The sequence below is a fragment of the Streptomyces sp. NPDC026672 genome, from assembly GCF_040638185.1.
GTDB lineage: Bacteria > Actinomycetota > Actinomycetes > Streptomycetales > Streptomycetaceae > Streptomyces.
On the sequence record NZ_JBEZXS010000011.1, the window covers coordinates 115,245 to 141,666 of the forward strand.

The window sequence follows — 26,422 nt, forward strand, 5'->3', positions numbered from 1 at the left end:
AGGACAGCCTCCGTCACCAGCGATCACTTTGAGTGAAGCTAGTTAACTAGATTAGAGCTAGTGGACTAGATTTTCCATATGCCTGAGCAGCCGCCCTACCTCCGCATCGCCGACGAGCTTCGGCAGCGCATCGCGGAGCACGCATGGGAGCCGGGCGACCGTCTGCCCTCCCGCGCCCAGATCGGCCAGGAGTACGGCGTGGGCGAGAACGTGGTCCGCAGAGCTCAGGAGTTGCTGATCTCTCAGGGCGTGTTGGAGGGGCGGGCCGGTTCAGGTACGTACGTCGCCGAGCCGCGACAGCGAGTGCGGGTCGTTCGGTCGTCGGCACGGGAGCAGCCCAGCGGATCGCCGTTCCGCGCCGACATGAACGCCGTTGGCCGACAGGGCGATTGGGAGAGCCGTACAGATGCCAAGGTGCCGGCTCCTGCCGAGATCGCCACGCGACTCGGGATCGCCGAGGGCGAGTTGTGCGTCCGGACGACGTACGAGTTCCTGGCGGACGGCAAGCCGGTGCAGCTGTCCACGAGTTGGGAGCCGTACGACCTCACCGCGGGCTCTCTCGTCGTCCTTCCCGAGGGCGGCCCGCACGCCGGGGCCGGAGTCGTGAACCGCATGGCGGCCATCGGAGTTACCGTCAGCCACGCTGTGGAGCAGCCCGAGCCGCGAACGGCGACCGCCGAGGAGGCGTCGCTACTCGGCATCCAGAAGGCCGCGTTGGTCACCCACATCCGGCGGACCTACTACAGCGACCAAGGCAGGCCCGTCGAGACGGCCGACATCGTCGTCCCCACAGCCCACTGCGAGATCGTGTACGAGATCCCGATCAATCGCTGATCGCTCACCCCACGCATGAAGCGCCGTGCGCCAGGCGCATGGCCCAAGCGTCGCTCGCCGTGCCCTCCGTGTGCCCCATCCGTGCCCGATAGGGCGGGAGACCACGGGGAACAGCGGTGTGCGACGGGCACTCCGAACGGCAACGGCCCCCGACCAAACATGCTGGTCAGGGGCCGTATGCCACTGCGGTGGGTGTGGGATTTGAACCCACGGTGACATCGCTGCCACGACGGTTTTCAAGACCGTTCCCTTAGGCCGCTCGGGCAACCCACCCCGCGTCGCCGGACGGGCGGCGCGGGGACAAGACTAACCGTTCGGGGAGCGTGGTCGGGGGTCAGCTGTCGCCGACGCGGGAGCCGAGGGTGAGTTGGGCCGTGCGTTCCTGGCCGCCCCGCTTGTAGGTGATGGTCACCTTGTCGCCCGGCTTGTGGGTCCAGATCTCGCCGATCAGCGTCGGGCCGGAGTCGATCACCTGGTTGTCGAGCTTGGTGATGACGTCGCCCGGCTTGAGGCCGGCCGCCGCGGCGGGGCCGCCCGCCTCGACCGCGTCGGACCCGCTCGCGCCCTGGTCCGTGATCTTCGCGCCGCCCGTGCCGTCTTCCAGGGAGACGGACGCGCCGATCTTCGCGTACACCGGCTTGCCGGTCTTGATCAGCTGCTGGGCGACGTACTTGGCCTGGTTGATCGGGATGGCGAAGCCGAGGCCGATCGAGCCGGACTGCCCGGAGCCGCCGAGCCCGCCGCTGCTGCTCGACTGGATCGCGGAGTTGATGCCGATGACCGCGCCGCTCGCGTCGAGCAGCGGACCACCGGAGTTGCCCGGGTTGATCGACGCGTCGGTCTGCAGGGCGCTCATGTACGACGCCTTGCTGGACGCGCTGCCGTCGCTGGAGGCGACCGGGCGGTTCTTCGCGGAGATGATGCCGGTCGTGACCGTGTTGGACAGCCCGAAGGGGGCGCCGATCGCGATCGTCTCGTCGCCGACGGCCACCTTGTCCGAGTTGCCGAGCGCGAGCGGCTTGAGGTCCGACGGGGCGTTCTTGAGCTTGATGACGGCGACGTCGTAGCCCTGTGCGTGGCCGACGATCTCGGCGTCGTACTTCTTCCCGTCCGGGAACGTCGCCGTCAGCTTGCCGCCGTCGACGGCGTCGGCCACCACGTGGTTGTTGGTGACGATGTGGCCCTGGGTGTCGAACACGAACCCGGTGCCGGTGCCGCCCTCGCCGCTGGTGGACTCGGCCTCGATGGTCACGGTGCTGGGCAGCGACTTGGCCGCCACCGCCGCGATCGTGCCCGGTGAGCGCTTGACCTGGGAGGCACTGCCGCTGTCGGACGCGGAGACGGTGGTGGAGCCGCCGTTGTCGTTGTCCTTGGCCAGCGTGTAGCCGAGGCCGCCGCCGAGCCCGCCCGCGACCAGCGCGGCGACCAGGACGGCCGCGATCAGCCCGCCGCGGCCGTTGCGCGGCTTGGGGGCCGGCGGCTGGTACGACGAGCCCCAGCCGCCGTGGCCCGCACCGGCGCCGCCGTCCGCGTAGGCGGGCGTGGCGGGCGGCGGGGGCGGCCAGGAGCCGTCCGGGGCGGGGCCCGTGGGTCCGGCGGGCGCGGGACCGGCCGGTGCGGGGCCCGCGGGATAGGGGTTGCCCATGGGGTGCGGGGTGTCCCCCGGCTCCCCCGACATGTGCGCGGCCGGCGCCTGGCCGTACTCCGGCGCACCGGGAGCGCCCGGTCGACCGTACTCCGGCGCCCCGGGGGCGCCCGGCGGCACGGGCGGGAGCGGGGTCGTCGGCGTGCCTCCGTCGGGCGCGGCTGCCTGCGGGGAAGCAGCGGGAGATGCCATCGGCACGGGAGGTGCGGAAGGGGCCGGGGGTACCGGGTTGCCCTCGTTCTCGGTGCTCACAGCTCTTCTCCTCGATCCACGGCTGTTGTTCTCGGTCGCACTCGGTCACGCTCATTCACGCTTGCGCTCGGTCCGGCGCGATGCAGCTGTGCATGTGCTTTTGTCTGACGTCAGCTTTTCCCACGGGCCGTCAGAGCACCATAAGCCGTGCCTGTGGGTCCGGGGTCAGCCTTTATATAGGTCTTTTCCGACAAGCATTCCATTTAGGAAGGCGTCCGCGCCTCCGTTCGCTTCACGTACGCGCTCACGCTCCCACGCGTACCCCCTGGTGATGGCACCATGACGCGGTGACCCACGCAGCACGCCCCGCCGTCCAGGTCGTCGCCCACCGCGGCGCCTCCGAGGACGCACCCGAGCACACCCTCGCCGCGTACAAGAAGGCGATCGAGGACGGCGCCGACGCCCTCGAATGCGACGTCCGGCTCACCGCGGACGGCCATCTGGTGTGTGTCCACGACCGTCGCGTCAACCGTACGTCCAACGGCCGCGGCGCCGTCTCGGCCCTGGAGCTCGCCGAACTCGCGGCCCTGGACTTCGGCGCCTGGAAGACCCGTGAGAGCTGGCGCGCGCGGGACGAGGAACCCGACTGGGTGGAGCATCCCGCCGACCGCGCGGACACCTCCGTACTCACCCTGGAACGACTGCTGGAGCTGATCGCGGACGCCGGACGGCGGGTGGAGCTGGCCGTGGAGACGAAACACCCCACCCGCTGGGCCGGACAGGTGGAGGAGCGGCTGCTGCTGCTCCTGAAGCGGTTCGGGCTGGACGCGCCCGCCTCCGCCGCCGAGTCGCCCGTGCGGATCATGAGCTTCTCGGCGCGCTCCCTGCACCGGGTACGGGCGGTCTCGCCGACGATGCCGACGGTGTACCTGATGCAGTTCGTCTCGCCGCGGCTGCGCGACGGACGGCTGCCGGCCGGCGTGGGGATCGCCGGCCCCTCCATCCGGATCGTGCGCAACCACCCGGCCTACATCGAGCGCCTGCGGAACGCCGGCCACCGGGTGCACGTGTGGACCGTGAACGAGCCCGAGGACGTCGACCTCTGCGTGGAACTGGGCGTCGAGGCCATCATCACCAACCGCCCGCGCGCGGTGCTGCGGCAACTGGGCCGCTGAGCCGAGTCCGCCGGGCGCGGCACGCCGGTTCACCGGCACACCCATACGCAGGCACACCTGTACGCAGGCACACCCGTACGCCGGCGCGCCCTTGAGGACCGCCCGGCTCCGGTGAGAAACACGCCCCGGGTCCAGAAAGACTCGTACGTCCCTCTTGACCCGGGAGTCACATCCGTCCCATCCTCCAAGCGGTTCGCACCGCATAAATCCAGCCACCCCTTCACGGGGAGTGCTCCGGCGCGTTCGGGACGTGTTCGATCGTTGCGAATGCGTCACCGGACCCACCTTGGCCGGTTTCCGGCCCAGGCCGATGGGGCATCCACACCGTGGCGTGGGGCGAAGGAGGTCTCGGGGGTGGCGTTGGTGGTGGCACAGGAGGTGCCCACGTCGTCGAGCATGGCCGTACCCCATGGCCCTGCGGGCGTGGGGGAAGCGAGACATCGCATGCGCGACCAGTTGCGCACCGGCGGTGTGGCGGAATCGGTCATCGACGACGCCCTGTTGATCCTTTCCGAACTTTTGAGCAACGCATGCAAGCACGGTCGCCCCCTGGGCGACGCACAGGCCGGTGACGGCGACGTCCGGGCCGCGTGGCACGTGGACCGGCGCGGCCGGCTGACGGTCGAGGTGACGGACGGCGGCGGGCCCACCCGCCCGGCCCCGGCCACCCCTTCCGTGACCGCGCACGGCGGCCGGGGGCTGAACATCATCACCGCGCTGGCCGACGACTGGGGTGTCCGGGACGACATCCGGGGCGAGGTCACCGTCTGGGTCGTCGTCCACGACGACGTCCACGATCCGGACGCCGCACCGCGCCACCACCGTTTCGCTACGCGCGTCACGTCGCCGTCGGTCCGCATCCTCCCCGAGCTGGACCTCGCGGACGCGTTCGACGACCTGGACTGAGCCGACCCGCCCGGCCGGGACACCGTTCCCGGGACGAACCGGCGCCCCGGCCCCGCCGGATCCGGCCGCACAACAGCCCCGCAGCGGCCCCACGACAGCCCCCGCGGCGGCCCGTCCGCCCAGCACCCGACGCCGGTCCCGTTCACGTTGTCCACAGGTTCCCGTAGGCCAACGCGCGAACGGCTAGGCTCCCGCCAGTACCAGCCGAGCCGTACCCGGGAGACACCCAAGATGGCCAAGAAGCGACCCCAGACGAAGGCCAAGCGGCCGCAGACCGGCGCCGCGCCGCGCGCCCACGTCGTGGACGGTGAACTCCCGGTGGTCGGCGCCCGCGAACCCTGCCCCTGCGGCAGCGGCCGCCGGTACAAGGCGTGCCACGGCCGGGCCGCCGCGCACGCCGTGACCGAGCTGGTGCAGCGCCCGTTCGAGGGCCTGGCCGGCGAGAGCGACTGGGTGGCGCTGCGCGAACTGGTCCCCGCCGCCACGGCCGAGCTGTCCCTGCGGGACGGCCTGCCCGAGGACGTCCCCTCCGTCACGCTGGCCACGGTGCTGCCGATGGCCTGGCCCGCCCTGCGCCGCGACGACGGCTCGGTGCTCCTCGGCCTCCAGAACGACACGGCGTCGGGCGACATCAGCCGCGACCTCGCCGACACCCTCCGGCGCGCCCTCGTCGCCGAGCCGGGCACACCCGTCCAGGGCCGCCGCGCGCCCGCCGACGGCCCCCGGCTCCAGGACCTCCTCGACCCGGAGGGCGTGTTCGAGCCAGTCGTGCACACCGGGTTCGAGTTCTGGGTCCCGGAGCCGGAGAACGCCACGCCCGACGTGACCGCCTCCCTCGAGCGGGCCAACGAGGCCGCCATCCCGACGGTCAAGCTGGCCGGCGTCGACGCCGCGTACTGGTGCGAGACCCCGGAGAAGAACCATCTGCGCTGGGTCATGCCGCATCCGGAGGAGCGGCTTCTGGACGCTCTCGCGCGGTTGCACGCGGCGGGCCGCTCCAGCCTCGGCGAGGGCACCCGACTGGTCGGCTCCTTCCGGGCGCACGGGCTGACCGTGCCGGTGTGGGACCTGCCGAGCGGGGTCACCGCCGAGGACGTGGAGAAGCCGGCCGCCGAGTTCGCCGAGCGCCTCGCGGCCGCTCTGGCCTCGGACGCGCCGCTCACGGCGGACGAGCGCCGCGCGCGTGGCGGGCTGACCAACCGGCAGGTCACGCTCAGCTGACGGACGGGCCGTGGCTGACCGGTCGGTCAGCTGCGGCCGAGCCGTTGAATCGGGTGACTCCTGTCACAACTCCCCGATGTGACAGGCATATCGGTGTCCGAATAGCCGAGATCGAATTTGCTAACCGCCGATCTCTTGTTACCGTTCCAGTAGCCCGGTTGCTGGTGCATCCCCCGTCGCCAGCAACCGGGTCTTTCTGTGTCCGGGGGTTCCTGGGCGGAATGTACCGCTCCGTCAACTCCCGTCGAACGCCTCGGAGTTGCCCCTCTCGGCGTCACTCCCCGACCGCAGCAGCAGCGGCCCCGCCCCACCGCGCGAGACGAACTCAGTAACGGCCGTGTACGCCCCCAGGACGGCCCGTGAACGCTCCCGGGGCGTCTCGCACGCACCCGGCTCGTCGTCGGCGCTCACGGGGCAGTCCAGCCGCACCGAGCGGCCTCCGGGTCCCATGAGGCTCAGCACCGACTCCAGGGTCCGGCCACTGGTGTTGCGGTAGTAGGCACGCGCCCAGGTGGTCCCGCCGCGCGCCAGCACACAGGTCTGCGCCTCGACGCCTTCGGGGGAGGAGAGTTCGGGACCGCAGCGGGCGGTGGTGACGGGAACCGGGTCCTGGTGACGGTCCCGACCGGGCGCCGCGGGCGAGGAGTTCCGGCCGTCCTGCGCGCCGCGGCTCGTCCCGTCGTACGAGGTGCCGTACGCCGGTTCACCGGCGGGGATCTGCGCCGATCGGCGTACGGCGGGCCGCCCCCCGTCCTCCCCGGACCCCGCGGACGCGACGGCCAGGAGCAGTGCGAGCGCGAGGACCGCGAGACCCGCGAGGAGGGGCAGGCGCACGTTCATGCACCGGAAGATAACGAGCGGGGAGGGGCGAGCGGTTCGCGCGCGCCCGACACCCCTACAGCTCGGGCTGGCTCACACCCGTACGAGTGAGCGCGTCGACCGCGGCGTCCACCACGGCCTCCACGTCGGGGACCCAGGGCGAGGCCGAACCGGGCAGCGGAGCGCGCTCCCAGCGGATGGCGCCCTGACCGGTCTCGGACGGCGGCAGGGCGAGGTAACCGCCCTCACCGTGGAAGCGGAGCGAGCCGGGCACGAAGTCCTTGGCGTAGAGGAGTTCACCCAACTGCTCCATGGAGTACGGCTTGACGAGGATCGCCCAGCGGGTGGGCGCGGCGACGACCGGGCCGAGGCGCATGCCCCGCCGGTCGAGCGCTTCGAGGGCGCGGGCCGCCGCGGGGGCGGGCAGGCTGACCGCGCAGGGGGCCGTGCCGCCGGTGGCGAGCACGATGGGCGCGGCCGGCCGGTTGTTCCACCACCAGCGCACCATGCGCTCGTCGGTGGTGGCCGCGAGGAGGCCGGGGTCGAAGGGATGCGCGCCCGGCACCGTGCACTCCGGGTCGGGGCACGCGCAGCGCGCCCGCCCTTGCGGGTCCTGAGCCACACCCGGGAGTACGGGCCACTGCCATTCCGTCGCGAACGTCAGGGCCGCGCCGAGCAGCTCGGACCTTCCGCCGTTCCGCCTGGACAGGAGCCTGCGTCGCTTTCCGAGGATCTCGCGCATGAGCGCTCGTTCCTTTCCGTTGCACCGCTGGCAACACCGAGGACCACATCACACCATGTGTCGATCACTTCACTGTGCGTACCTGTTGGCGCATCACACCCCTGTTCCGCACAGGGGGAACCCCGAAGGGTCGAGCGTGGCCGTGTCCGCATCCAATACTGCGTCCATCAAAAGCACGGCCGTGGCGTGGGGTGGCGAAGTCTGGCGTTTCGCCGTACCGAGTTTCTCTCCGCCTCCGCCACGGGAGGATGGGGCACGGTCGTCGGTGGCTATGACGCCCGGGTCCATCGCCAGGTTCCGGGCGGTTCCCAACCACCCCTGGCCTTCTCCGAGTACGTACCCATCACGACCGCTGTGACGCTCCGTGGAGCAGGGCCAGTCGACCGCAATGAACCGATACCCGAGGCAGTTTCAAGCCAACTTCGCCGTGACGCAAGGGGTGCTGCGGAATCCCTCCGGTGCCCCATGGACACCAGGAATCCCCGCAGGACAATGCTGGACATCCCCTCTCGAGTGCGTGTACATGTGGAGACACTGCTAGCGGCGCAGAATGACATGGGGGTTTGCGATGCTTCTGAGCAATACGCACCGGTCTGAAGGCCGGACGCCATGAACGCCCCGCACCCTCCGAAAGTGGCTGGAATCGATTCAACGCTGCCCCCGCCCGCACACACTGTCGCGCCCGCCCCACCCGTCCCGGGCGCCCCTCCCGTCCCGGCTCCCACCGCCCCGGCACCGGGCACCGTCCTCCAGGACCGGCTGGCCGGCTGGGTCTCGGACCTGACGACGCTGCACGAACTCACCGAACGCCTGGTCCGCACCGAGTCGGTGGACGGCGCCCTCCACGAACTCCTGCGAGCCGGAGCCGCCCTGGTGGGCGCCCGGCGCGGTCTCGTCGTCCTGGAACCGGACGACGGCGAGGGTCCCCGCACCACGCTCGGTCTCGGTCTCGGCCACGCCGACCTGGGCCACATCGAGACCGTGCCGCGCGGCTGCCTCCCGCACGGCAGGCTCCTCGACACCGCGGCCGGACTCCCCGGCGGCGACGGCGAGATCGTCCGCCCCGACCTGTTCGCCGAGGACGGACTCGACCCCCGTCACCGCGAGGTCGCCGCCCGCCTCGGTTACGCCGCCAGCTACGCCCTTCCCCTGTCCACCGAGGGCGCGGGACGCCTCGGCGCCGCGGTGTGGCTGTACGACGAACCCGCCGAACCGCACGAGCGCCGGCGCCATCTCGTCGGCCTGTACGTCCGTTACGCCACCGAGCACCTGGCCCGGCTGGTCGAACTGGAGCGCACGCGCGCCTGCATGGCGACCGTCGCCGACGAACTGCTGCCCTCCCGGCTGCCCCGGGTGCCCGGCGTGCAGCTCGCCGCCCGTCACCGCACCGGACCGCGCGGCGGCGGCGACTGGTACGACGCGCTGCCGCTGCCCGACGCCGCGCTCGGTCTCGCCGTCGGCTCGGTGACCGGGTCCGGCCCGAGCGCGGTCGCCGCGATGGGCCGGCTGCGCGCGTCGCTGCGGGCGTACGCGGTGATGGAGGGCGAGGACCCGGTCGCCGTGCTGTCCGACCTGGAACTGCTGATGCGGCTGACCGAGCCCGCCCGTTCGGCGACCGCGCTGTTCGCGTACTGCGAACCCGCGCTGCGCAGGATCACGCTGGCCGGTGCCGGGCACAGCCCGCCGCTGCTGATCGGCGAGCGGCGCACCGAGTTCGCGGAGACCTCCGTGTCCGCGCCGCTGGGGATGCTCGCGTGCTGGGAGGCGCCGAGCGTGGAGTTCCGGGCCGAACCCGGAGAGACGGTTCTGCTCTACACGGACGGGCTGCTGCACCGTACCGGCGACGCCACCGACCGCGCCTTCGCCCGGCTGCACGCGGCGGCGGCCGGGGTGCCGAGGTCCGTGCGCGACGACCCCGGGGCCGTCGCCGACCACGTGCTGCGGGCCGTGCTGCCGGACGGGCTGGACACCGCGGACAGCACCGAGGACGTCGTACTGCTGGCCGCGCGCTTCGAGTGAGCGGGCGCACACGCCTCTGATGAGCGGGCGCCACGGCTCGAGCGGGCGGGCGCGCACGCCCCGGACGAGCGGCGACTGAACGGACGGTCAGTCCCGCGCGCGCATTCGGGCATCACGGTCCCCTGATCGGGCAGGCCGCCCCGGCCCTCCCTGGGCATTTCCCCGCACGACCGTACGATGAGGTCGTCCCCCTGCTCGAACGGAGCCGACGTCGTCCAGGGCGCGGGGAGGATTCCAAACCGTACCGAGGAGGATGACCGTGGCCGACGAGCTCATTCCGGAGACCCCGGAGACCGAGGCCGAAGAGCCGATCAAGCAGCGCAAGAACGGCCTGTACGCGGCCGTCTCCGACGAGCTCGCCGAGAACATGAAGTCCGGCTGGGCCGACACGGAGCTGCGCGACCTGAAGCCGGTCGAGCAGGCCGCCCACACCGCGCGCCGCCGGGCCGCGCTCTCCGCCCGCTTCCCCGGCGAGCGCATCGTGGTCCCCGCGGGCAACCTGAAGACCCGCTCCAACGACACCGACTACCCGTTCCGGGCATCCGTCGAGTACGTCTACCTCACCGGTGACCAGACCGAGGACGGCGTCCTGGTCCTGGAGCCCACCGGGGGCGGTCACACCGAGACCGTCTACCTGCTGCCGCGCTCCGACCGCGAGAACGGCGAGTTCTGGCTCTCCGGCCAGGGCGAACTGTGGGTCGGCCGCCGCCACTCCCTCACCGAGTCCGAGGCGCTCTACGGCATCGCGGCCTCGGACGTGCGCGAGCTGACGGACCGGCTGTGCGCGGCCGGCGGGCCGGTGCGGGTGGTGCGCGGCTACGACGCCGGCGTCGAGGCCGCGCTGACCGACAAGGTCACCGCCGAGCGCGACGAGGAACTGCGGGTCTTCCTGTCCGAGATGCGGCTGGTCAAGGACGAGTTCGAGGTCGGCGAGCTCCAGAAGGCCGTCGACTCGACCGTGCGCGGCTTCGAGGACGTCGTGAAGGTCCTCGACCGGGCCGAGGCGACCAGCGAGCGCTACATCGAGGGCACGTTCTTCCTCCGCGCCCGCGTGGAGGGCAACGACGTCGGCTACGGCTCCATCTGCGCCGCGGGGCCGCACGCCTGCACGCTGCACTGGGTGCGCAACGACGGCCCGGTCCGCTCCGGTGACCTGCTGCTGCTGGACGCGGGCGTCGAGACGCACAGCCTCTACACCGCGGACGTCACGCGCACGCTGCCGATCGACGGCACGTACAGCGAGATCCAGCGGAAGGTCTACGACGCCGTGTACGACGCGCAGGAGGCCGGCATCGCGGCCGTGCAGCCGGGCGCCAAGTACCGGGACTTCCACGACGCCGCCCAGCGGGTGCTCGCCGAGCGGCTCGTCGAGTGGAGGCTGGTCGAGGGTCCGGTGGAGCGGGTGCTCGACCTGGGGCTCCAGCGGCGCTGGACGCTGCACGGCACCGGGCACATGCTCGGCATGGACGTCCACGACTGCGCCGGCGCGCGGACCGAGACGTACGTGGAGGGCACGCTGGAGCCCGGGGTGGTGCTCACGGTGGAGCCGGGCCTGTACTTCCAGGCCGACGACCTGACCGTGCCGGAGGAGTACCGGGGGATCGGCGTGCGGATCGAGGACGACATCCTCGTGACGGAGGACGGCAACCGGAACCTCTCGGCGGGCCTGCCGCGCCGCTCCGACGAGGTCGAGTCCTGGATGGCCGCGCTGAAGGGCTGACCGCACGACCGCACGGAACGGCCGGGTGCCCCGAGGGCACCCGGCCGTTCCGTCGTCAGAGTGCCGGGTCCCGGTCGTGCAGGACGCGCTGGAACAGCCGGCAGTCCCGCCACGCGCCGTCGATGTGCAGATAGCGCGGGGCCGTGCCGATGGGCTCGAAGCCGCACTTCGTCAGCACCCGTTGGGAGGCGGTGTTGGTGACGAGGGTCGACGCCTCGATGCGGTGCAGCCCGACCTCGTCCCGCGCGGTCCCGCACACGCTCCGCACCGCCGCGCCGGCCAGTCCGCGGTTCTGCCGGTCGGCGGCGATCCAGTAGCCGAGGTGGGCGCTGCAGAAGGGGCCCCGTGTGATCCCGGTCAGCGTGATCGTCCCGACGATCCGCTCCCCGGACACGAGGACCCACGGCACCGCGGCGCCCTCGGCGAACTCCCGCAGCCGGGCCGCGATGCGCTCGGCCTGCCCCTCGGGTGTGAAGAACGACTCGGGGCGGCGCGGTTCCCACGGTGCGAGGTGGGCGCGGTTGCCGACGTACGCGGCGCTGAGGGCGGCGGCGTCGGCGGAGGTGACGAGCCGCAGGGTCACATCGGCGGCGAGTTCCGCGGGCGGCACGGTCAGGCCGTGAGCAGGGACGGGTCCTTTTTCCATTTGAGGATTTTGTCGAAGCTCACGATCGTGCCGCCGAGACCCGGCTTGGCACCGATGTGGACGTGGTCCGCGAGTTCGTGGATCAGGCCGAGCCCGCGCCCGTTCTCGGCGTCCGGGCGCGGCGCTCTGCCGGGCGCGCGCACGAACCCGGGTCCCGAATCGGCCACCTCGATGCGGCACTTCTCGCCGTCGAGGTAGGCCGTGACCCGGTACGCCTCGGACGAACCGCCGCGAACACCGGTCCCGCCGTGCTCGACGGCGTTGGCACACGCCTCGCTGAGGGCGACGGAGAGGTCGTAGGAGATGTCCGGGTCCACACCCGCCGTCTCCATCGTTCCCATCAGCAGCCGTCTGGCCAGCGGAACGCTCGCTGCCTCGCGGCGCAGATGGAGTGACCACCAGATGCTCATGCTCCAGCCTCCTGGCCGCGGCTCGACATACCGATACGTATTGCCGCCCAGGCGCGTCCATAAGCACATCAACGGCGGGCGACCGCCCATCCGGGGGATGCGTCCGGCCAAGAAACGGTGTAAGGAAGCCAGTTTCGGCCCCGCCATGTGACGCGTCTGGGGCCAGTGGGATGATGTGCGACGCCATGACTGCCCCCCACTGGCGCACGACGCGCTCCGGAGCGGGACTCCGGGTACTGCGGGCCGCGGTGTTCGCCGCGGTCTGTGTCGTGCTGGCCGCCGCGGGGCACACCCTGGCCTCCTGCGTCTCCGTCCCGCTGTGGACGCTGGGCGCGGGCTTCCTGGGCACGCTGGTGCTCGTGGTGCCGCTCGCCGGGCGGGCGCGCTCGCTGCCGGGGATCGCAACGGTGCTCGCGCTCGGCCAGACCGCGCTGCACACGCTGTTCGGGCTCGGGCAGCACGGGGCCATGGCCGCCGCCTCCGGTTCGATGCCCATGGGGTCCACAGGTTCCATGGGTTCCATGGGTTCCATGGGATCGGCGGGTTCGATGGCGTCCATGCCGTCCATGGCCGCCGTTCTGCCCTCCGCCGTCCTGCCGTCCGGCTCCCCCGCCTCCGTGTCCGGTCTGAGCGACGCCGCTCTCGTCGAGCGGGCCGCGCGGCTCGTCTGCGGAACCGGCGCCGCCGCGATCAGCCCGGCGCACGCCTACCGCCTGCTGACCGACGCGCGCCTGATCGACGCGTCCGGCACGGACATGGGCGGCATGCACCACACCACGGCGACGGGCGGTTCCTGGACACAGCTCCTGCCGTCCCTGCCGATGCTGCTCGCGCACGTCCTCGCCGCGGTCGCCGCCGGCTGGGTGCTGCGCCACGGCGACCTGGCCCTGCTGCGGCTGATCGAGCTGTCGGCCCACGGGGTCGCCGAGACGGCGCTCGTACGGTCCCTGCGCGCGGCGTTCACCCTGGTGCGCGCCCTGTGCGGTGGACTGCCCGCCGCTCCCGAGGCGCTCCGTGGTCCACGGCGCACCGCCGACGACGGACCACCCGCACCGCACACCACCGCACTCCAGCACACGGTGATCCGGCGCGGCCCGCCCGCCGCCGCGTTCCTCCTCGCCGCCTGACGCGACGCGACCACCCACCGAGTCCGGGTTCCGGACGGGAGCCGGCCGCCGTCGCGCGGCACGGCACGCGCGCGCACGACCGACCGACCGCGCGCGGCCCTCCCCCACACCGGAACTCACTCGAAGTGGAGTGCATCCCCATGAACGCTTCTCGTATCGCCGCAGCCGTCGCCGTCGCGGGCACGGCCGTCCTCGCCGTCTCCGCCCCCGCGTTCGCCCACGTCTCCGTGCAGCCCGAGGGCCCCGCGGCCAAGGGCGGTTACGCCGTCGTCGACTTCAAGGTCCCCAACGAGCGCGACAACGCGTCGACCACCAAGCTGGAGGTCAGCTTCCCGACCGACCACCCGCTGGCGTCGGTGATGCCGCAGCCGATCGACGGCTGGACCGTGAAGGTCACCAAGTCCAAGCTCGACAAGCCGCTCGAACTGCACGGCGAGAAGATCGACGAGGCCGTGAGCAAGGTCACCTGGACCGCCGACGGCAAGGGTGTCGAGCCCGGCTTCTTCCAGAAGTTCCCGCTGTCCGTCGGCGCCCTGCCCGAGGACACGGACCAGCTGGTGTTCAAGGCGATCCAGACGTACTCCAACAAGGAGGTCGTGCGCTGGATCGAGGTGCCGCAGGAGGGCCAGGACGAGCCGGAGAACCCGGCCCCGGTGCTCAAACTGACGGCCGCCACCGACGACGCCCACGGCGCGCCGGCCGCCTCGAACGCCTCCGACACGAGCGACAAGACCGAGAAGACGGCCGCCGACACCTCCGGCTCCGGCGCCTCCGACAGCGACACCACCGCACGGGTGCTCGGTGTGGTCGGCATCGTCGTCGGCGTGGCCGGCCTGGCGTACGGCGTGGTCGCCGGGCGTCGGCGGGCGGGCGCCTGACCTCTCCGAACCCGCCGCGCACCGGGGTCGTACGCCGACCGCGGACGACCCCGGTGCGCTCCGGGTCCCTCACATCTGGGACATTTTTCTATGCGCAAGAAGACGTACGCCGCGGCCGCGCTGCTCGCCGCCGCCACTCTGACCCTCTCCGCCTGCGGCAGCGGCGGCGACGACAAGTCGCCCATCGCCGTGGTCTCCGAGGAGTCCGGCTCCGACAAGGCCGCTACCGTTCTCGACCAGCCGTTCGAGAAGCCGGACCTGGTCCTGACCGACACCCAGGGCAAGAAGTACGACCTCCGCAAGGAGACCGCCGGGAAGCCGACGCTGATCTACTTCGGCTACACCCACTGCCCGGACGTCTGCCCGCTCACGATGAACAACATCGCGGTCGCCGACAAGGCGCTGTCCAAGGCCGAACAGGACGACCTGCGCGTGGTGTTCGTCACCACCGACCCCGATCGGGACACCCCCGCCGAACTCGGCAAGTGGCTCAAGGGCATCAACCCGGAGTTCGTCGGCCTCACCGGCGACTTCCCGACGATCCAGGCCGGCGCCCGCTCGCTGGGCATCGCGATCGAGCCGACCACCAAGGACAAGAACGGCAAGACCGTCTCGGTCCACGGCACCCAGGTCGTCGCGTTCTCCCCGAAGACCGACAAGGGCTATCTGCTCTACGGCGAGGACGCCACCGTCGACGACTACACCAAGGACCTGCCCAGGATCGTCAAGGGGGCGACACCGTGAGGCGGTCCACCGCGGCCGGGGCCGTCCTCGCGGGGGCCCTCGCCTTCGCCGTCACGGGCTGCGGCGGCTCCGGCGGCTCCGCGGCCGACCTGTCCGTCAACTCCTCCTACATGCCGCAGCCCATGTCGGCCGACATGGCCGCCGGGTTCCTCACGGTCGTCAACAAGGGCGGTACGAAGGACGAGCTGACCTCGGTCAGCAGCGCCGACGCCGGTGAGATCACCATGCACGACACCGTCGGCGGGGCGATGCGGGAGGTGGGCTCCTTCACCGTGCCCGCCCACGGCAGCCTCGTCTTCAGGAGCGGCGGCAACCATCTGATGTTCGAGAAGCTGAAGCACCCGCCCCGGCAGGGCGAAACGATCAAGCTGAAGCTGACGTTCGCGAAATCCGGCCCCCTCACCGTCGAGATGCCGGTGAAGTCGGCCACGTACAACCCGTCGACCGGCCACTGAGGGAGGGACCACCTTGTCGCTGACCATCACCCCCCGACTGCGCACCCTGGTGCTGTTGCTGCTCGCCGTCACCGGCGCGCTCCTCGCGGGTGCCGCGCCGGCCTCCGCGCACGCCGCGCTGACCGGCAGCGACCCCGCCCAGGGGGTGGTGGTCGACAAGGCACCCACCCAGGTGTCGCTCACCTTCTCCGAGCAGGTCGCCATGAACAGCGGCTCGCTGCGCGTCCTCGACCCCAAGGGCAACCGGGTCGACACCGGCGGGCCGACGAACGTGAGCGGGACGACGTACGCCGTGCAGCTCCACAGCGGACTGGGCGACGGCACGTACACCGTGACCTACCAGGTCGTCTCCGCCGACAGCCATCCCGTCGCGGGCGCCTACACCTTCTCCGTGGGCGCCCCCTCCAAGACCAGCGTCTCGGTCTCCGGGCAGACGGCCGGCGGCGGGGTCGTCGGCTGGCTCTACGGGTTCGGCCGCTATGTGTCGTACGCCGGATACATCGTGCTGGTGGGCGGCGCCGCCTTCGTGCTCGCCTGCTGGCGGCGCGGCTCCGGGGTACGGCCCGTGCAGCGGCTGGTGGTCGGCGGCTGGATCGCGCTGACCGCGGCCACCCTCTGGCTGCTGCTCCTGCGCGGCTCCTACACCGGGTCGGGGAAGGTCGGCGACATCGTCGACCTGGACCTGCTCGGCCAGGTGCTCCAGACCAAGAGCGGCGCCGCGCTGGTCTCCCGGCTGCTGCTGCTCGCCGCCGCCGCGCTGTTCATCGCGGTGCTGTTCGGCGCCTATGCCCACCCGTCGCCCACCACCACCCTGAACGACGGCGCTGCGCGCCGCCCATCCGATTCAGGCGACGACGAGGAGAAGCGCGATCTGACCTTCGGGCTCGCGATCGGCGGGACCGTCGTCGCCGCCGGGCTCGCCGCGAGCTGGGCCATGGCCGAGCACGCCTCCACCGGACTCCAGCCGGCCGTCGCCATGCCGGTCGACGTGGTGCACCTGCTGGCGGTCGCCGTCTGGCTCGGCGGTCTCGTCGCCCTCGTGGTGGCGCTGTACCGGGCGCCGGCCGAGACCCCGGTCGAGTCCGCCGCCGTCCGCCGCTTCTCGCGCCTCGCCTTCGGCTCGGTGCTCGCCCTGGTCGCCACCGGCGTCTACCAGTCCTGGCGCCAGCTCGGCGCCTGGTCGGCGTTCACCGACACCCGGTACGGACAGCTCCTGCTCGCCAAGATCGCCCTCGTGCTGGTGCTCGTCGCCCTCGCCTTCTTCTCCCGGCGCTGGACCGCACGGCTCACGGACGGCACGACCGCGGCGAAGCAGCCCGAGAAGGAACGGGTCACCGCGGCGGCGGCCGGCGGGGACGGCAAGCGGGCCGCCCAGCTCGCCCGGCAGCGGGCCGCCGTGGACACCGCGCGGCAGAAGCGGCAGCGGGACGCCGACGCCGAGCGCTTCGGACTGCGCCGCTCGGTGCTCGCCGAGGCGGGTGTCGCCGTCGTCCTGCTCGCCGTCACCACCGTGCTCACCCAGACCGAGCCGGGGCGCACCGAACTGGAGGCGAAGGCCGCCCAGTCCGCCTCGTCGTCGTCCTCGTCGGCGGCCGACTCCTCCGGGGCGCTCACCCTGGACATGCCGTTCGACACGGGCGGCAGGAACGGCAAGGGCCTCGTGCGGATCGACCTCGACCCCGCGCGCGTGGGCGCCAACGAGATGCACGTCTACGTACAGGACCCCGGCGGGAAGCCCTTCGACATCCCCGAGGTGAAGGTCGCCTTCACCCTGGAGGCGAAGAAGATCGGCCCCCTTCCCGTCACCCCCGACCACATCACCACGGGACACTGGGCGGCGAGCGGAGTGCAGCTCCCCATGGCCGGCGACTGGAAGGTCGCCGTGACCGTGCGGACCTCCGACATCGACCAGACCACGGTGTCCAAGAACGCGCAGATCGGCTGAACCGCACCATGCCCGACCAGTCCACCCCGGCCTCCCCCGACGTGATCACCCCCGAGCCGGACACCGCCCCGGAACGCTCCGCGGGCCTGTCCCGGCGCCGGCTGCTCGGCACCGCCGGTGCCACCGGGCTCGTGCTCGGCGCGGCCGGCGGCGCCGTGGGCTACACCGCGGCGCCGGCCGAGGCCACCCCGCTGACCTCGGTGGGCGCCGACCGCGCGATGTTTCACGGGAAACATCAGCCCGGCATCACCGAGGGCCTCCAGGCGTGCGGCCATCTCGCGGCCTTCGACCTGGCGCCCGGCGCGGGCCGCAAGGAGGCGGTCGCGCTGCTGCGCCGCTGGTCGGGGACGGCCGAGCGGCTGATGGCGGGCGAGCCGACCGGGCACGACGACACGGACGTGGCCCGGGACGCCGGGCCGTCCTCGCTGACCGTCACCTTCGGCTTCGGCCACGGCTTCTTCGGCAGGACCGGACTGGAACGACAGCGCCCCGGCGCGCTCGACCCGCTGCCCGACTTCTCCTCCGACCGGCTGGACAAGGCGCGCAGCGACGGCGATCTGTGGGTGCAGATCGGCGCGGACGACGCCCTGGTCGCCTTCCACGCCCTGCGCGCGATCCAGAAGGACGCGGGGAGCGCGGCCCGGCTGCGCTGGCAGATGAACGGCTTCAACCGCAGCCCGGGGGCCACCGCCCACCCCATGACGGCCCGCAACCTGATGGGCCAGATCGACGGCACCCGCAATCCCCGGCCCTCGGAGCCCGACTTCGACCGGCGGATCTTCGTGCCCGAGCCGGGCGAACCCGCCTGGATGGCGAACGGCTCCTACGCGGTCGTCCGCCGTATCCGCATGCTCCTCGACGACTGGGAGAAGCTGTCCCCCGGGGCGCAGGAGGACGTCATCGGGCGCCGCAAGGCCGACGGGGCGCCGCTGAGCGGGGGCGGCGAGACGACCGCGATGGACCTGGAGAAGGCCGACGCGCGCGGCCAGTACGTCGTCCCGCTCAACGCGCACGCCCGGATCACCCGGCCCGACCAGAACGGGGGCGCGGCGATGCTGCGGCGCCCGTTCTCGTACCACGACGGCTTCGGTCCGGACGGGACGCCGGACGCCGGGCTGCTGTTCGTGTGCTGGCAGGCGGACCCGCTGCGCGGCTTCGTGCCGGTGCAGCGCAAGCTCGACCGGGGCGACGCGCTGTCGCGGTACGTCCGGCACGAGGCCAGCGGGCTGTTCGCGGTGCCGGGCGGGGCGCGGGCGGGAGAGTACGTGGGCCAGGCGCTGCTGGAGGGGTGAAAGCGGTCGGGTTCACTCCGGGGTGGCGGCCACCGTGAGACACGTGGGCCGGGTCCGCCCAGGGCCATTAGGGTGAGGGCATGCCAGCGAGCTACGCGTATCTCGGTCCCGAGGGCACCTTCACCGAAGTCGCCCTGCGCACGCTTCCGGAGGCGGCCACCCGGGAGCTGATCCCGTACGTCTCCGTGCAGTCCGCGCTCGACGCGGTGCGCGGCGGGGAGGCCGAGGCCGCGTTCGTGCCGATCGAGAACTCGGTCGAGGGCGGCATCACCACGACCCTGGACGAGCTGGTCGCGGGCGCCCCGCTGACGATCTACCGCGAGGTGCTGCTGTCGATCACCTTCGCGCTGCTGGTGCGGCCAGGGACGGCGCTGTCCGACATCAAGACGGTCACCGCCCATCCGGCCGCGCAGCCGCAGGTGCGCAACTGGCTGCGGACCAACCTCCCGGACGCGGTGTGGGAGTCGGCGGCCTCCAACGCGGACGGCGCCCGGCTGGTCCAGGAGGGCCGGTACGACGCCGCCTTCGCGGGTGAGTTCGCGGCGGCCCGGTACGGTCTGGTGCCGCTGGAGACCGGCATCCACGACGCGGAGAACGCCCAGACCCGGTTTGTGCTGGTGGGTCGTCCGGCCCGGCCCGCGGCCCCGACCGGCGCCGACAAGACGTCCGTGGTGCTGTGGCAGAACGACGACCATCCGGGCGGGCTGCGTGATCTGCTCGGGGAGTTCGCCACCCGGGGCATCAACCTCATGCTGCTCCAGTCCCGGCCCACGGGCGCGGGCATCGGCAACTACTGCTTCTGCGTGGACGCCGAGGGCCACATCTCCGACCGCCGGATGGCCGAGGCGCTGATGGGGCTGAAGCGGATCTGTCTCCAGGTGCGTTTCCTGGGCTCGTACCCGCGTGCGGACATCACGGCGCGGGAGGCACGGCCGCGGCTGCCGGGGACCTCGGACGAGGAGTTCATGGCGGCGGCGGACTGGGTGGCCCGCTGCCAGGACGGCCGGTTCTAGCCGTCCGGACGGGCCCGACCTCCCCCTCTTCGTTATCCACAGAAGTTATCCACAGGCTTGCGTCTCGACCTGGGGACAAGTCGACACGGCGGAGGCATCAGGTCGACAAATCGGCCTGTGGGCCTCGGGAGCGGCCACCGTCCCGCGGGTCACCCTTCGTCCACCCGTTTCCGTTGGTTCATCTTTTGGGGCGACCCCTTTCCACCCGAAAGTGGGGATCACGCCGGTTTGTCCGGGGAATTCTTCCCTCCGGTCGACCTTGCGGGAAAGATCAATAAGGAAGTCCACAGATCTTCCGCACAGCCTGTGGATAACTCTTCGGGGGCTGTGGATCTCTGTGGACAACCACCGTCCCAAATCCCGTTCTCCACAAGGGAGTCGGGTCAACACACCGCTTCCGAGGTGCCCCGTTACGGGGAAGGGGCGCCTTTTCTTGACACGTCACGCAATTTCCTCACGGCGGTACACAAGCCGCCGTTCGGAATACTGGGTCGTGGGCCGGAACGCGACACCGGTAGCCTTGACCACGTGATTGACCTTCGCCTGCTCCGTGAGGACCCCGACCGTGTGCGCGCGTCGCAGCGCGCCCGTGGAGAGGACGTCGCCCTCGTCGACTCCCTCCTGTCCGCCGACGAACGGCGCAGGTCGTCCGGCGTCCGCTTCGACGAGCTGCGCGCCGAGCAGAAGCAACTCGGCAAGCTCATCCCCAAGGCCGCCGGTGACGAGAAGGCCGAGCTGCTGAAGCGGGCGGGCCAGCTCGCGGCCGACGTCAAGGCGGCCGACGCCGAGCGCGACGCGGCCGACGCGGAGACCCAGGAGCTGCTCCTCCGGCTCGGCAACCTCGTCCACCCCGACGTGCCCGTCGGCGGCGAGGAGGACTTCGTCACGCTGGAGGAGCACGGCACGATCCGTGACTTCGGCGCCGAGGGCTTCGCGCCCAAGGACCACCTGGAGCTGGGCCAGCTGCTCGGCGCGATCGACGTGGAGCGCGGCGCCAAGGTCTCCGGCTCCCGCTTCTACTTCCTCACCGGTGTCGGCGCCCTGCTGGAGCTGGCCCTGGTGAACGCGGCGATGGCCCAGGCGACCGCGGCCGGCTTCACCCCGATGCTGACGCCGGCGCTGGTGCGCCCCCAGTCGATGGCCGGCACCGGCTTCCTCGGCCAGGCGGCGCAGGACGTCTACCACCTCGACAAGGACGACCTGTACCTGGTCGGCACGTCCGAGGTGGCGCTCGCCGCCTACCACATGGACGAGATCCTCGACGCGGACCGGCTGCCGCTGCGCTACGCGGGCTTCTCGCCCTGCTTCCGCCGCGAGGCCGGCTCGCACGGCAAGGACACCCGGGGCATCTTCCGTGTGCACCAGTTCGACAAGGTCGAGATGTTCTCCTACGTCGCGCCGGAGGACTCGGAGAACGAGCACCGGCGGCTGCTCCAGTGGGAGAAGGACTGGCTGACCTCACTGGAGCTGCCGTTCCGGGTGATCGACGTGGCGACCGGCGACCTGGGCTCGTCGGCGGCCCGCAAGTTCGACTGCGAGGCGTGGATCCCGACGCAGGGCAAGTACCGCGAGCTGACGTCGACCTCGGACTGCACCGAGTTCCAGTCCCGCCGGCTGTCGATCCGGGTCCGTGACGGCAAGCAGGTCAAGCCGCTCGCGACGCTCAACGGCACGCTGTGCGCCGTACCGCGCACGATCGTGGCGATTCTGGAGAACCACCAGCAGGCCGACGGATCGGTGCGGGTGCCCGAGGTGCTGCGGCCGTTCCTCGGCGGCCGGGAGGTCCTGGAGCCGGTCACCACGTGAGCGCCGTGCTTCCCGCCGGGAGGTTTCCGTACAAGCTGATCGCCACCGACCTCGACGGGACGCTGCTGCGTTCCGACGACTCGGTGTCCGCGCGCACCCGTGACGCCCTCACCACGGCCGCCGCCGCGGGCGCCGCGCACATCGTCGTCACGGGGCGTGCGGTGCCCTGGACCCGGCACGTCCTCGACGACCTCGGCTACCGGGGGCTCGCGGTGTGCGGGCAGGGGGCACAGGTCTACGACGCCGGGGAGCACCGGCTGCTGACGTCCGTGACGCTGGACCGGCAGCTGGCCGGGGTGGCACTGGCGAAGATCGAGGCCGAGGTCGGTCCGCTGTACCTGGCGGCGAGCCGGGACGGGCTGGACGGCGACGTGCTCGTGGGGCCGGGGTACGCGGTGACCGGACGGCTGCCGTCCACGCCGTTCACGGACGCGGCGGATCTGTGGGCGGCGCCGCTGAACAAGATCTACATCCAGCATCCCGAGCTGTCGGACGACGCGCTGGCCGAGGTCGCGCAGCGGGCGGCGGGGGGCTTCGTCTCCGTCGCGATGGCCGGCGAGGGTGTCGTGGAGCTGCTGCCGCTGGGGCTGTCCAAGGCGACGGGGCTGTCGCTGGCGGCGCGTCGGCTGGGGGTGAAGGCGGCGTCCACGATCGCCTTCGGCGACATGCCGAACGACATCCCCATGTTCGGCTGGGCCGGTTGGGGAGTGGCGATGGGCAACGCCCATGAGTCGCTGCGGGCGGTGGCGGACGAAGTGACTTCGTCGAATGACCAGGACGGGATCGCGGCGGTGCTGGAACGTCTGCTGGGCTGAGGCGGCCGTCCTGGGGCGTCTGCCCGGCTGAGGCCGCCGTTCGTCCGCGGGCCGCCGGTGGCCGTTCGCGCAGTTCCCCGCGCCCCCGAAAGGGCGCGGGGCACGTGCCGTGGGTGTCAACGTGACCGACGGCGCCACTTCCGGCGGGCCTTGCTGAAGAACCAGCCTGCCGGGGGGTCGTCGGAGCGCCAGGGCTGGGGCTCGGGCTTCTGGGTGCGCCAGCGGGCCGCGAGCATACGGGCACGGGCCGACGGCTCGGTCGTCCCCGCGGAGCGTATGAAGTCCTCGTCCAGGACGACCCCGTCCCACTCGTCGCGTGGCGCCTCGTCCGTCATGCCCCTGCCTCCTGCCTGTGCGTCCCCTTGATTCAGTGTGCCCGCGGGGGCGTGAAGCCCCCGTCAAGGTCAGACCCCCGTCACCGCGCCGTCACTCCTCTCCGGCCAGGGTGAGCGCGCGCAGCTTCTGGCCCGCGTACCAGGTCGCGAGCACGGTCACCGCGACCAGCAGCACCGTCGCCGTGGTGATGCCGACGTCCGAGGTCACGAGGTCACCGCCCGCGACCTTGTGGGCGACGGCAAGGGACCACTGCTGGACGCTCAGCGTGCGCGCCCCGGGCACCAGGGAGCCGAACAGGGCCTCCCAGACGAGGGCGTAGACCAGACCGAAGACCACCGCGTGCCGCGACACCGTGCCGAGCAGCAGGAACACGGCCGCGTAGGCGATGGACGCGACCAGCGCGGCCACCGTGTACGCCACGGCGATCTGCTGGCCGTTGCCGTTGAGGATCAGTCCGGCGATCAGCGTGGGCACGGCCGAGAACACCATGGTCACCGCGATCGCGACGATCAGCTTGGTGAAGATGATCGTCGGCCGCTTCAGCGGCTTGGACAGCAGGTAGACCACGGAGCCGTCGTCGATCTCGGGGCCGATGGCGCCCGTTCCCGCAATGACGCCGATGATCGGCACCATGGTGGCGAGGGCGAGCCCGCCCAGCAGGTCCGACGCCGTCTGGTCGTCGGCGCCGGCCAGGCCGCGCACCACCACCGAGATGACGATCAGCAGCAGGGGCAGCGCCCCGAGGATGAGGGCACGGCGTCGGCCGAGCAGGGCCCGGTAGGTGAGCCGGGCCACTGTGGGGTCGTACATCTTCGGCCTCCTACGCCGCGACCAGGTAAGAGAAGACGGACTCGAGGGACTCGTCGGACGGCGAGACCGTGAGCAGGCGGATGCCCCGGTCGCGCGCGACCTTGGGCAGCAGCTGCGTGAAGCGGCCGAAGTCGACGGCCTGGACGCGCAGCGCGCCCTCCGTGAGGTCGACCTCGATGCCGGCCGTGGACGGGTCGGCGATCAGCGCTGCCGCGAGGGCGCGGTCGTCGCTGGAGCGCACCAGGTAGCGGTGCGGCCGGTCGGTCATCAGCCGGCGGATCCTGCGGAAGTCGCCGCTGGCCGCGTGGCGTCCGGCGACGACGACCTCGATGTGCCGGGCGAGCTGTTCGACCTCTTCGAGGATGTGGGAGGAGAACAGCACGGTGCGGCCCTCGTCGCCCATGCGCCGCAGCAGGTCCATGAGCTGCATGCGCTGGCGCGGGTCCATGCCGTTGAACGGCTCGTCGAGCAGCAGCAGCGAGGGGTCGTGGACGAGCGCGCTCGCCATCTTCACGCGCTGGCGCATGCCCTTGGAGTACGTGGAGATCTTCCGGTCCTGCGCGTACTCCATCTCGACCGTGGCGAGGGCCCGCTGGGCGGCCTTGGCGCCGAGGCCGTGCAACTCGGCGTTGGCGACGACGAATTCACGTCCGGTGAGGAAGTCGTACATCGCCTCGCGCTCGGGGACGATGCCGATGTGCCGGTAGATGTCCTCGTTGCGCCACACCTGCTGTCCGTCGAGGGTGACGGTGCCGGTGGAGGGGGCGAGGAAGCCGCCCATCATGTTGATGAGGGTGGACTTGCCGGCGCCGTTGGGTCCCAGCAGTCCGGTGACGCCGGGGCCGATGGTCATGGTGATGTCGTTGACGGCGACCACGTTGCCGAACCAGCGGGAGACGTGGTCGATGGAGAGCGTGGTCACAGTCCCACCTTCTTGTAACGGCGCAGCAGGAGCCCGTAGGTCGCGGCGATGAGGCCCAGGACGACGAGGACGTACACCACGCCCTGTCCGTTGGAGGGGCCGACGCCGCCGGGGAAGGCCGAGGAGGCGCCCAGGAAGGCGGACTGGAGACCGTCGATGAGCGTGATCGGCGAGAACAGGCCGATCCACGGGACCGCGCCGTCGCTGCCCTGGGTCTGGGCGATGGCCTGGAGGGTGGAGACGGCGCCGTAGGAGATGGTCAGGACGGCGATCACGGCCGCGATGCCGAAGCCGCGGCGCGGTGTGACGGCCGCGATGACCAGGCCGATCCCGGCGAACAGCAGGGAGAGCAGGGCCACGGAGACCAGCCCCTGGGCGAATCCCTCGGTCTGGTCGCCGAAGTCGAGCTTGGCCAGCAGCGCGCCCACGTAGAGCACGAGCAGCGGGGCCGCGGTGAGGATGAACAGCGCGGAGGCCAGGGCGGCGAACTTGGCTCGGACGTAGTCGGCGGTCTCGATGGGCCGCGAGAAGTACAGCGGCACGGTCTTGAAGCGCAGGTCGCGCGAGACCGACTGGGGCGCCTGCGAGGCGACGTACAGGCTGATGACGGCCTGCATGATGATCGCGTAGCGCGTGTAGTCGACGGGCAGGTCCTTCGCCTTGGTGAAGACGGCGACGGCGACCATGATGGCCGCGGGCACGCACATCACCACGAACAGCAGCATCGGCAGCACCTTGGACTTGACCGAGCGGCCGAGGCCGTAGGCGCCGCGCAGGGACTGCGAGTACAGGGAGCGGGTGGCGTAGGAGCGGCCGAGGCGGGGGCCGTCGTAGCTGCGGTAGCCGATGTTGTGGATGCGGGTCTGGTCCCCCGAAGGGGTGGTGAGGGGCTGCTCAACCGCCATGGCCGACGGCCTCCTTCCGCTGCTCGTCGTGGTCCGCGTCGTTCTTGAAGACCTCGGAGATGTGGTGCCTGCGCTGCTCCATGCGCACCAGGCCGAGGCCGAGGTCGGCGACGACGTCGCGCACGAGGTCGTACGTCTCGTCGCCGGTCGCGCTGAGCAGCAGGACGTGTCCGGCGCCTGGCAGGCCCGCGCCCTCGTCGTGGAGTTCGACCCCGCGCGCGTGCAGGGCCTCGCGCACCGCGCGGGTGCCGTCGGGGTGCGCGTCGGTGTCGGTGACCTCGATGGCCAGCGTGGTCGTGGTCTGGGTGAAGTCGCGGGTGGAGCTGGAGCGCAGGAGCTTGCCGCCGTCGACGACCACCACGTGGTCGCAGGTGCGCTCCAGTTCGCCCAGCAGGTGCGAGGTGACCAGGACCGAGATGCCGAAGTCGGTGTGGATGCGGCGGATCAGGCCGAGCATGTCGTCGCGGCCGACCGGGTCGAGGCCGTTGGTCGGCTCGTCCAGGAAGACCAGCTGGGGGTCGTGGACGAGGGCCTGCGCGAGCTTCACCCGCTGCTTCATGCCGGTGGAGTAGCCGCCGATGGGGCGGTACCGCTCCTCGTAGAGGCCGACGTGGCGCAGCGTGTCCGCGGTGCGTTCGCGGGCGGCGGTCGGCGGGAGTCCGGACATGCGGGCCATATGGACGACGAACTCGGTGGCCGATACGTCGGGCGGCAGGCAGTCGTGCTCGGGCATGTAGCCCACGCGCTCCCGGATGGCGGCGCCCTTGGTGGCGACGTCGAGGCCGAGCACCTCGGCGCGGCCCTCGGTGGCGGGGGACAGACCCAGCAGGATCTTGATCAGTGTGGACTTGCCGGCTCCGTTGGCACCCACGAGCCCCGTCACACCGGGTCCCACGTCAACGGAGAGCCGGTCAAGCGCGGTCACCCGGGGGAACCGCTTGCTCAGGCTTTCGGTCGCGATCACAGTCACGTCCCTGACGGTAGTGACGTACGCCACGGGGGTCGTCAGCCCGAAGAGCTGTCTTGGTGTCCCCCTTCAGTCGTA

General features: G+C 71.7%; 25 protein-coding genes and 1 tRNA gene. 15 read left to right on the plus strand and 11 right to left on the minus strand.

The genetic code is table 11. The features are described from left to right. Positions 1 to 78 precede the first annotated feature (78 nt). Positions 79 to 834 carry a GntR family transcriptional regulator gene (locus AB0F77_RS15435; RefSeq protein ID WP_361947425.1) on the plus strand — a complete coding sequence of 252 codons (756 nt, stop codon included), beginning with the start codon at positions 79 to 81 and terminating at the stop codon, positions 832 to 834. Positions 835 to 1,020: 186 nt separating this feature from the next. Here AB0F77_RS15435 and AB0F77_RS15440 read toward each other — a convergent pair. After that, positions 1,021 to 1,107 (minus strand) — tRNA-Ser (locus AB0F77_RS15440). 61 nt (positions 1,108 to 1,168) lie between these two features. Further along, positions 1,169 to 2,731 carry a trypsin-like peptidase domain-containing protein gene (locus AB0F77_RS15445; protein ID WP_361947428.1) on the minus strand — a complete coding sequence of 521 codons (1,563 nt, stop codon included), beginning with the start codon at positions 2,729 to 2,731 and terminating at the stop codon, positions 1,169 to 1,171. 287 nt (positions 2,732 to 3,018) lie between these two features. Here AB0F77_RS15445 and AB0F77_RS15450 point away from each other — a divergent pair, with 287 nt between their 5' ends. The 3 genes from AB0F77_RS15450 (at position 3,019) to AB0F77_RS15460 (ending at position 5,973) form a co-directional block, all read left to right on the plus strand. Beyond that, a complete protein-coding gene (locus AB0F77_RS15450; RefSeq protein WP_361947431.1) occupies positions 3,019 to 3,846 on the plus strand; it encodes a glycerophosphodiester phosphodiesterase in 828 nt (275 codons plus the stop codon). 267 nt (positions 3,847 to 4,113) lie between these two features. After that, complete coding sequence (locus tag AB0F77_RS15455; protein WP_361947434.1) at positions 4,114 to 4,752, plus strand: ATP-binding protein; 639 nt, start codon at positions 4,114 to 4,116, stop codon at positions 4,750 to 4,752. 231 nt (positions 4,753 to 4,983) lie between these two features. Next, the gene (locus AB0F77_RS15460) at positions 4,984 to 5,973 is read left to right on the plus strand and encodes a DUF5926 family protein (protein ID WP_361947437.1); all 990 of its coding nucleotides are present in this window, start codon (positions 4,984 to 4,986) and stop codon (positions 5,971 to 5,973) included. A 234-nt stretch (positions 5,974 to 6,207) separates the two neighbouring features. Here AB0F77_RS15460 and AB0F77_RS15465 read toward each other — a convergent pair whose 3' ends face one another. Further along, the gene (locus AB0F77_RS15465; protein ID WP_361947440.1) at positions 6,208 to 6,813 is read right to left on the minus strand and encodes a hypothetical protein; all 606 of its coding nucleotides are present in this window, start codon (positions 6,811 to 6,813) and stop codon (positions 6,208 to 6,210) included. A gap of 55 nt (positions 6,814 to 6,868) precedes the next feature. Continuing rightward, entirely contained in the window at positions 6,869 to 7,534 is a 666-nt protein-coding gene (locus AB0F77_RS15470) for a bifunctional DNA primase/polymerase (RefSeq protein ID WP_361947443.1), read from the minus strand. Positions 7,535 to 8,143: 609 nt separating this feature from the next. Between AB0F77_RS15470 and AB0F77_RS15475 the strand changes: the two genes are divergently transcribed. Beyond that, on the plus strand, positions 8,144 to 9,553 hold the full coding sequence (locus AB0F77_RS15475) for a PP2C family protein-serine/threonine phosphatase (RefSeq protein WP_361947446.1): 1,410 nt from the start codon (positions 8,144 to 8,146) through the stop codon (positions 9,551 to 9,553). 253 nt (positions 9,554 to 9,806) lie between these two features. Next, the gene (locus AB0F77_RS15480; protein ID WP_361947448.1) at positions 9,807 to 11,273 is read left to right on the plus strand and encodes an aminopeptidase P family protein; all 1,467 of its coding nucleotides are present in this window, start codon (positions 9,807 to 9,809) and stop codon (positions 11,271 to 11,273) included. 55 nt (positions 11,274 to 11,328) lie between these two features. Here AB0F77_RS15480 and AB0F77_RS15485 read toward each other — a convergent pair whose 3' ends face one another. Together AB0F77_RS15485 and AB0F77_RS15490 are read right to left on the minus strand one after the other, a co-directional pair. Continuing rightward, a complete protein-coding gene (locus AB0F77_RS15485; RefSeq protein WP_361947451.1) occupies positions 11,329 to 11,919 on the minus strand; it encodes a GNAT family protein in 591 nt (196 codons plus the stop codon). Further along, on the minus strand, positions 11,886 to 12,329 hold the full coding sequence (locus AB0F77_RS15490) for an ATP-binding protein (protein ID WP_361947454.1): 444 nt from the start codon (positions 12,327 to 12,329) through the stop codon (positions 11,886 to 11,888). The genes AB0F77_RS15485 and AB0F77_RS15490 overlap by 34 nt, the downstream gene beginning before the upstream one ends. A 185-nt stretch (positions 12,330 to 12,514) precedes the next feature. Here AB0F77_RS15490 and AB0F77_RS15495 point away from each other — a divergent pair, with 185 nt between their 5' ends. The 9 genes from AB0F77_RS15495 to AB0F77_RS15535 all read left to right on the plus strand — a co-directional run bounded on the left by AB0F77_RS15495 (position 12,515) and on the right by AB0F77_RS15535 (position 22,404). After that, on the plus strand, positions 12,515 to 13,456 hold the full coding sequence (locus AB0F77_RS15495) for a hypothetical protein (protein ID WP_361947457.1): 942 nt from the start codon (positions 12,515 to 12,517) through the stop codon (positions 13,454 to 13,456). Positions 13,457 to 13,596: 140 nt separating this feature from the next. Next, positions 13,597 to 14,334, plus strand: coding sequence for a YcnI family protein (locus tag AB0F77_RS15500; RefSeq protein ID WP_361947460.1), 738 nt, complete (start codon positions 13,597 to 13,599; stop codon positions 14,332 to 14,334). Between the two features lie 90 nt (positions 14,335 to 14,424). Further along, positions 14,425 to 15,078 carry an SCO family protein gene (locus tag AB0F77_RS15505; RefSeq protein WP_361947463.1) on the plus strand — a complete coding sequence of 218 codons (654 nt, stop codon included), beginning with the start codon at positions 14,425 to 14,427 and terminating at the stop codon, positions 15,076 to 15,078. Further along, entirely contained in the window at positions 15,075 to 15,533 is a 459-nt protein-coding gene (locus AB0F77_RS15510; RefSeq protein WP_361947466.1) for a copper chaperone PCu(A)C, read from the plus strand. The genes AB0F77_RS15505 and AB0F77_RS15510 overlap by 4 nt, the downstream gene beginning before the upstream one ends. A gap of 13 nt (positions 15,534 to 15,546) precedes the next feature. Beyond that, the gene (locus AB0F77_RS15515; protein WP_361947469.1) at positions 15,547 to 17,478 is read left to right on the plus strand and encodes a copper resistance protein CopC; all 1,932 of its coding nucleotides are present in this window, start codon (positions 15,547 to 15,549) and stop codon (positions 17,476 to 17,478) included. An 8-nt stretch (positions 17,479 to 17,486) separates the two neighbouring features. Further along, positions 17,487 to 18,770, plus strand: a complete 1,284-nt coding sequence (efeB, locus tag AB0F77_RS15520) for an iron uptake transporter deferrochelatase/peroxidase subunit (protein ID WP_361947472.1) — start codon at positions 17,487 to 17,489, stop codon at positions 18,768 to 18,770. A gap of 80 nt (positions 18,771 to 18,850) precedes the next feature. After that, complete coding sequence (pheA, locus tag AB0F77_RS15525) at positions 18,851 to 19,783, plus strand: prephenate dehydratase (protein ID WP_361947475.1); 933 nt, start codon at positions 18,851 to 18,853, stop codon at positions 19,781 to 19,783. Between the two features lie 528 nt (positions 19,784 to 20,311). Further along, positions 20,312 to 21,589: a serine--tRNA ligase gene (gene serS / locus AB0F77_RS15530; protein ID WP_361947478.1), complete on the plus strand. Its 1,278-nt coding sequence runs from the start codon at positions 20,312 to 20,314 to the stop codon at positions 21,587 to 21,589. Then, positions 21,586 to 22,404, plus strand: coding sequence for an HAD family hydrolase (locus tag AB0F77_RS15535; RefSeq protein WP_361947481.1), 819 nt, complete (start codon positions 21,586 to 21,588; stop codon positions 22,402 to 22,404). Before serS ends, AB0F77_RS15535 begins: the two co-directional genes overlap by 4 nt. Positions 22,405 to 22,520: 116 nt before the next feature. On the opposite strand, the gene AB0F77_RS15540 is transcribed toward AB0F77_RS15535, so the two are convergent. From AB0F77_RS15540 to AB0F77_RS15560, 5 genes are all read right to left on the minus strand, one after another. After that, positions 22,521 to 22,739: a hypothetical protein gene (locus tag AB0F77_RS15540; RefSeq protein ID WP_361947484.1), complete on the minus strand. Its 219-nt coding sequence runs from the start codon at positions 22,737 to 22,739 to the stop codon at positions 22,521 to 22,523. Between the two features lie 91 nt (positions 22,740 to 22,830). After that, positions 22,831 to 23,550 (minus strand): ABC transporter permease, encoded by a 720-nt coding sequence (locus tag AB0F77_RS15545; protein WP_361947487.1) that lies wholly within the window; start codon positions 23,548 to 23,550, stop codon positions 22,831 to 22,833. A 10-nt stretch (positions 23,551 to 23,560) separates the two neighbouring features. Continuing rightward, positions 23,561 to 24,472, minus strand: coding sequence for an ABC transporter ATP-binding protein (locus AB0F77_RS15550; RefSeq protein WP_361947490.1), 912 nt, complete (start codon positions 24,470 to 24,472; stop codon positions 23,561 to 23,563). Beyond that, positions 24,469 to 25,377 (minus strand): ABC transporter permease subunit, encoded by a 909-nt coding sequence (locus AB0F77_RS15555; protein ID WP_361947493.1) that lies wholly within the window; start codon positions 25,375 to 25,377, stop codon positions 24,469 to 24,471. Before AB0F77_RS15555 ends, AB0F77_RS15550 begins: the two co-directional genes overlap by 4 nt. After that, the gene (locus tag AB0F77_RS15560) at positions 25,367 to 26,341 is read right to left on the minus strand and encodes an ABC transporter ATP-binding protein (RefSeq protein ID WP_361947763.1); all 975 of its coding nucleotides are present in this window, start codon (positions 26,339 to 26,341) and stop codon (positions 25,367 to 25,369) included. Before AB0F77_RS15560 ends, AB0F77_RS15555 begins: the two co-directional genes overlap by 11 nt. Positions 26,342 to 26,422: the final 81 nt, after the last annotated feature.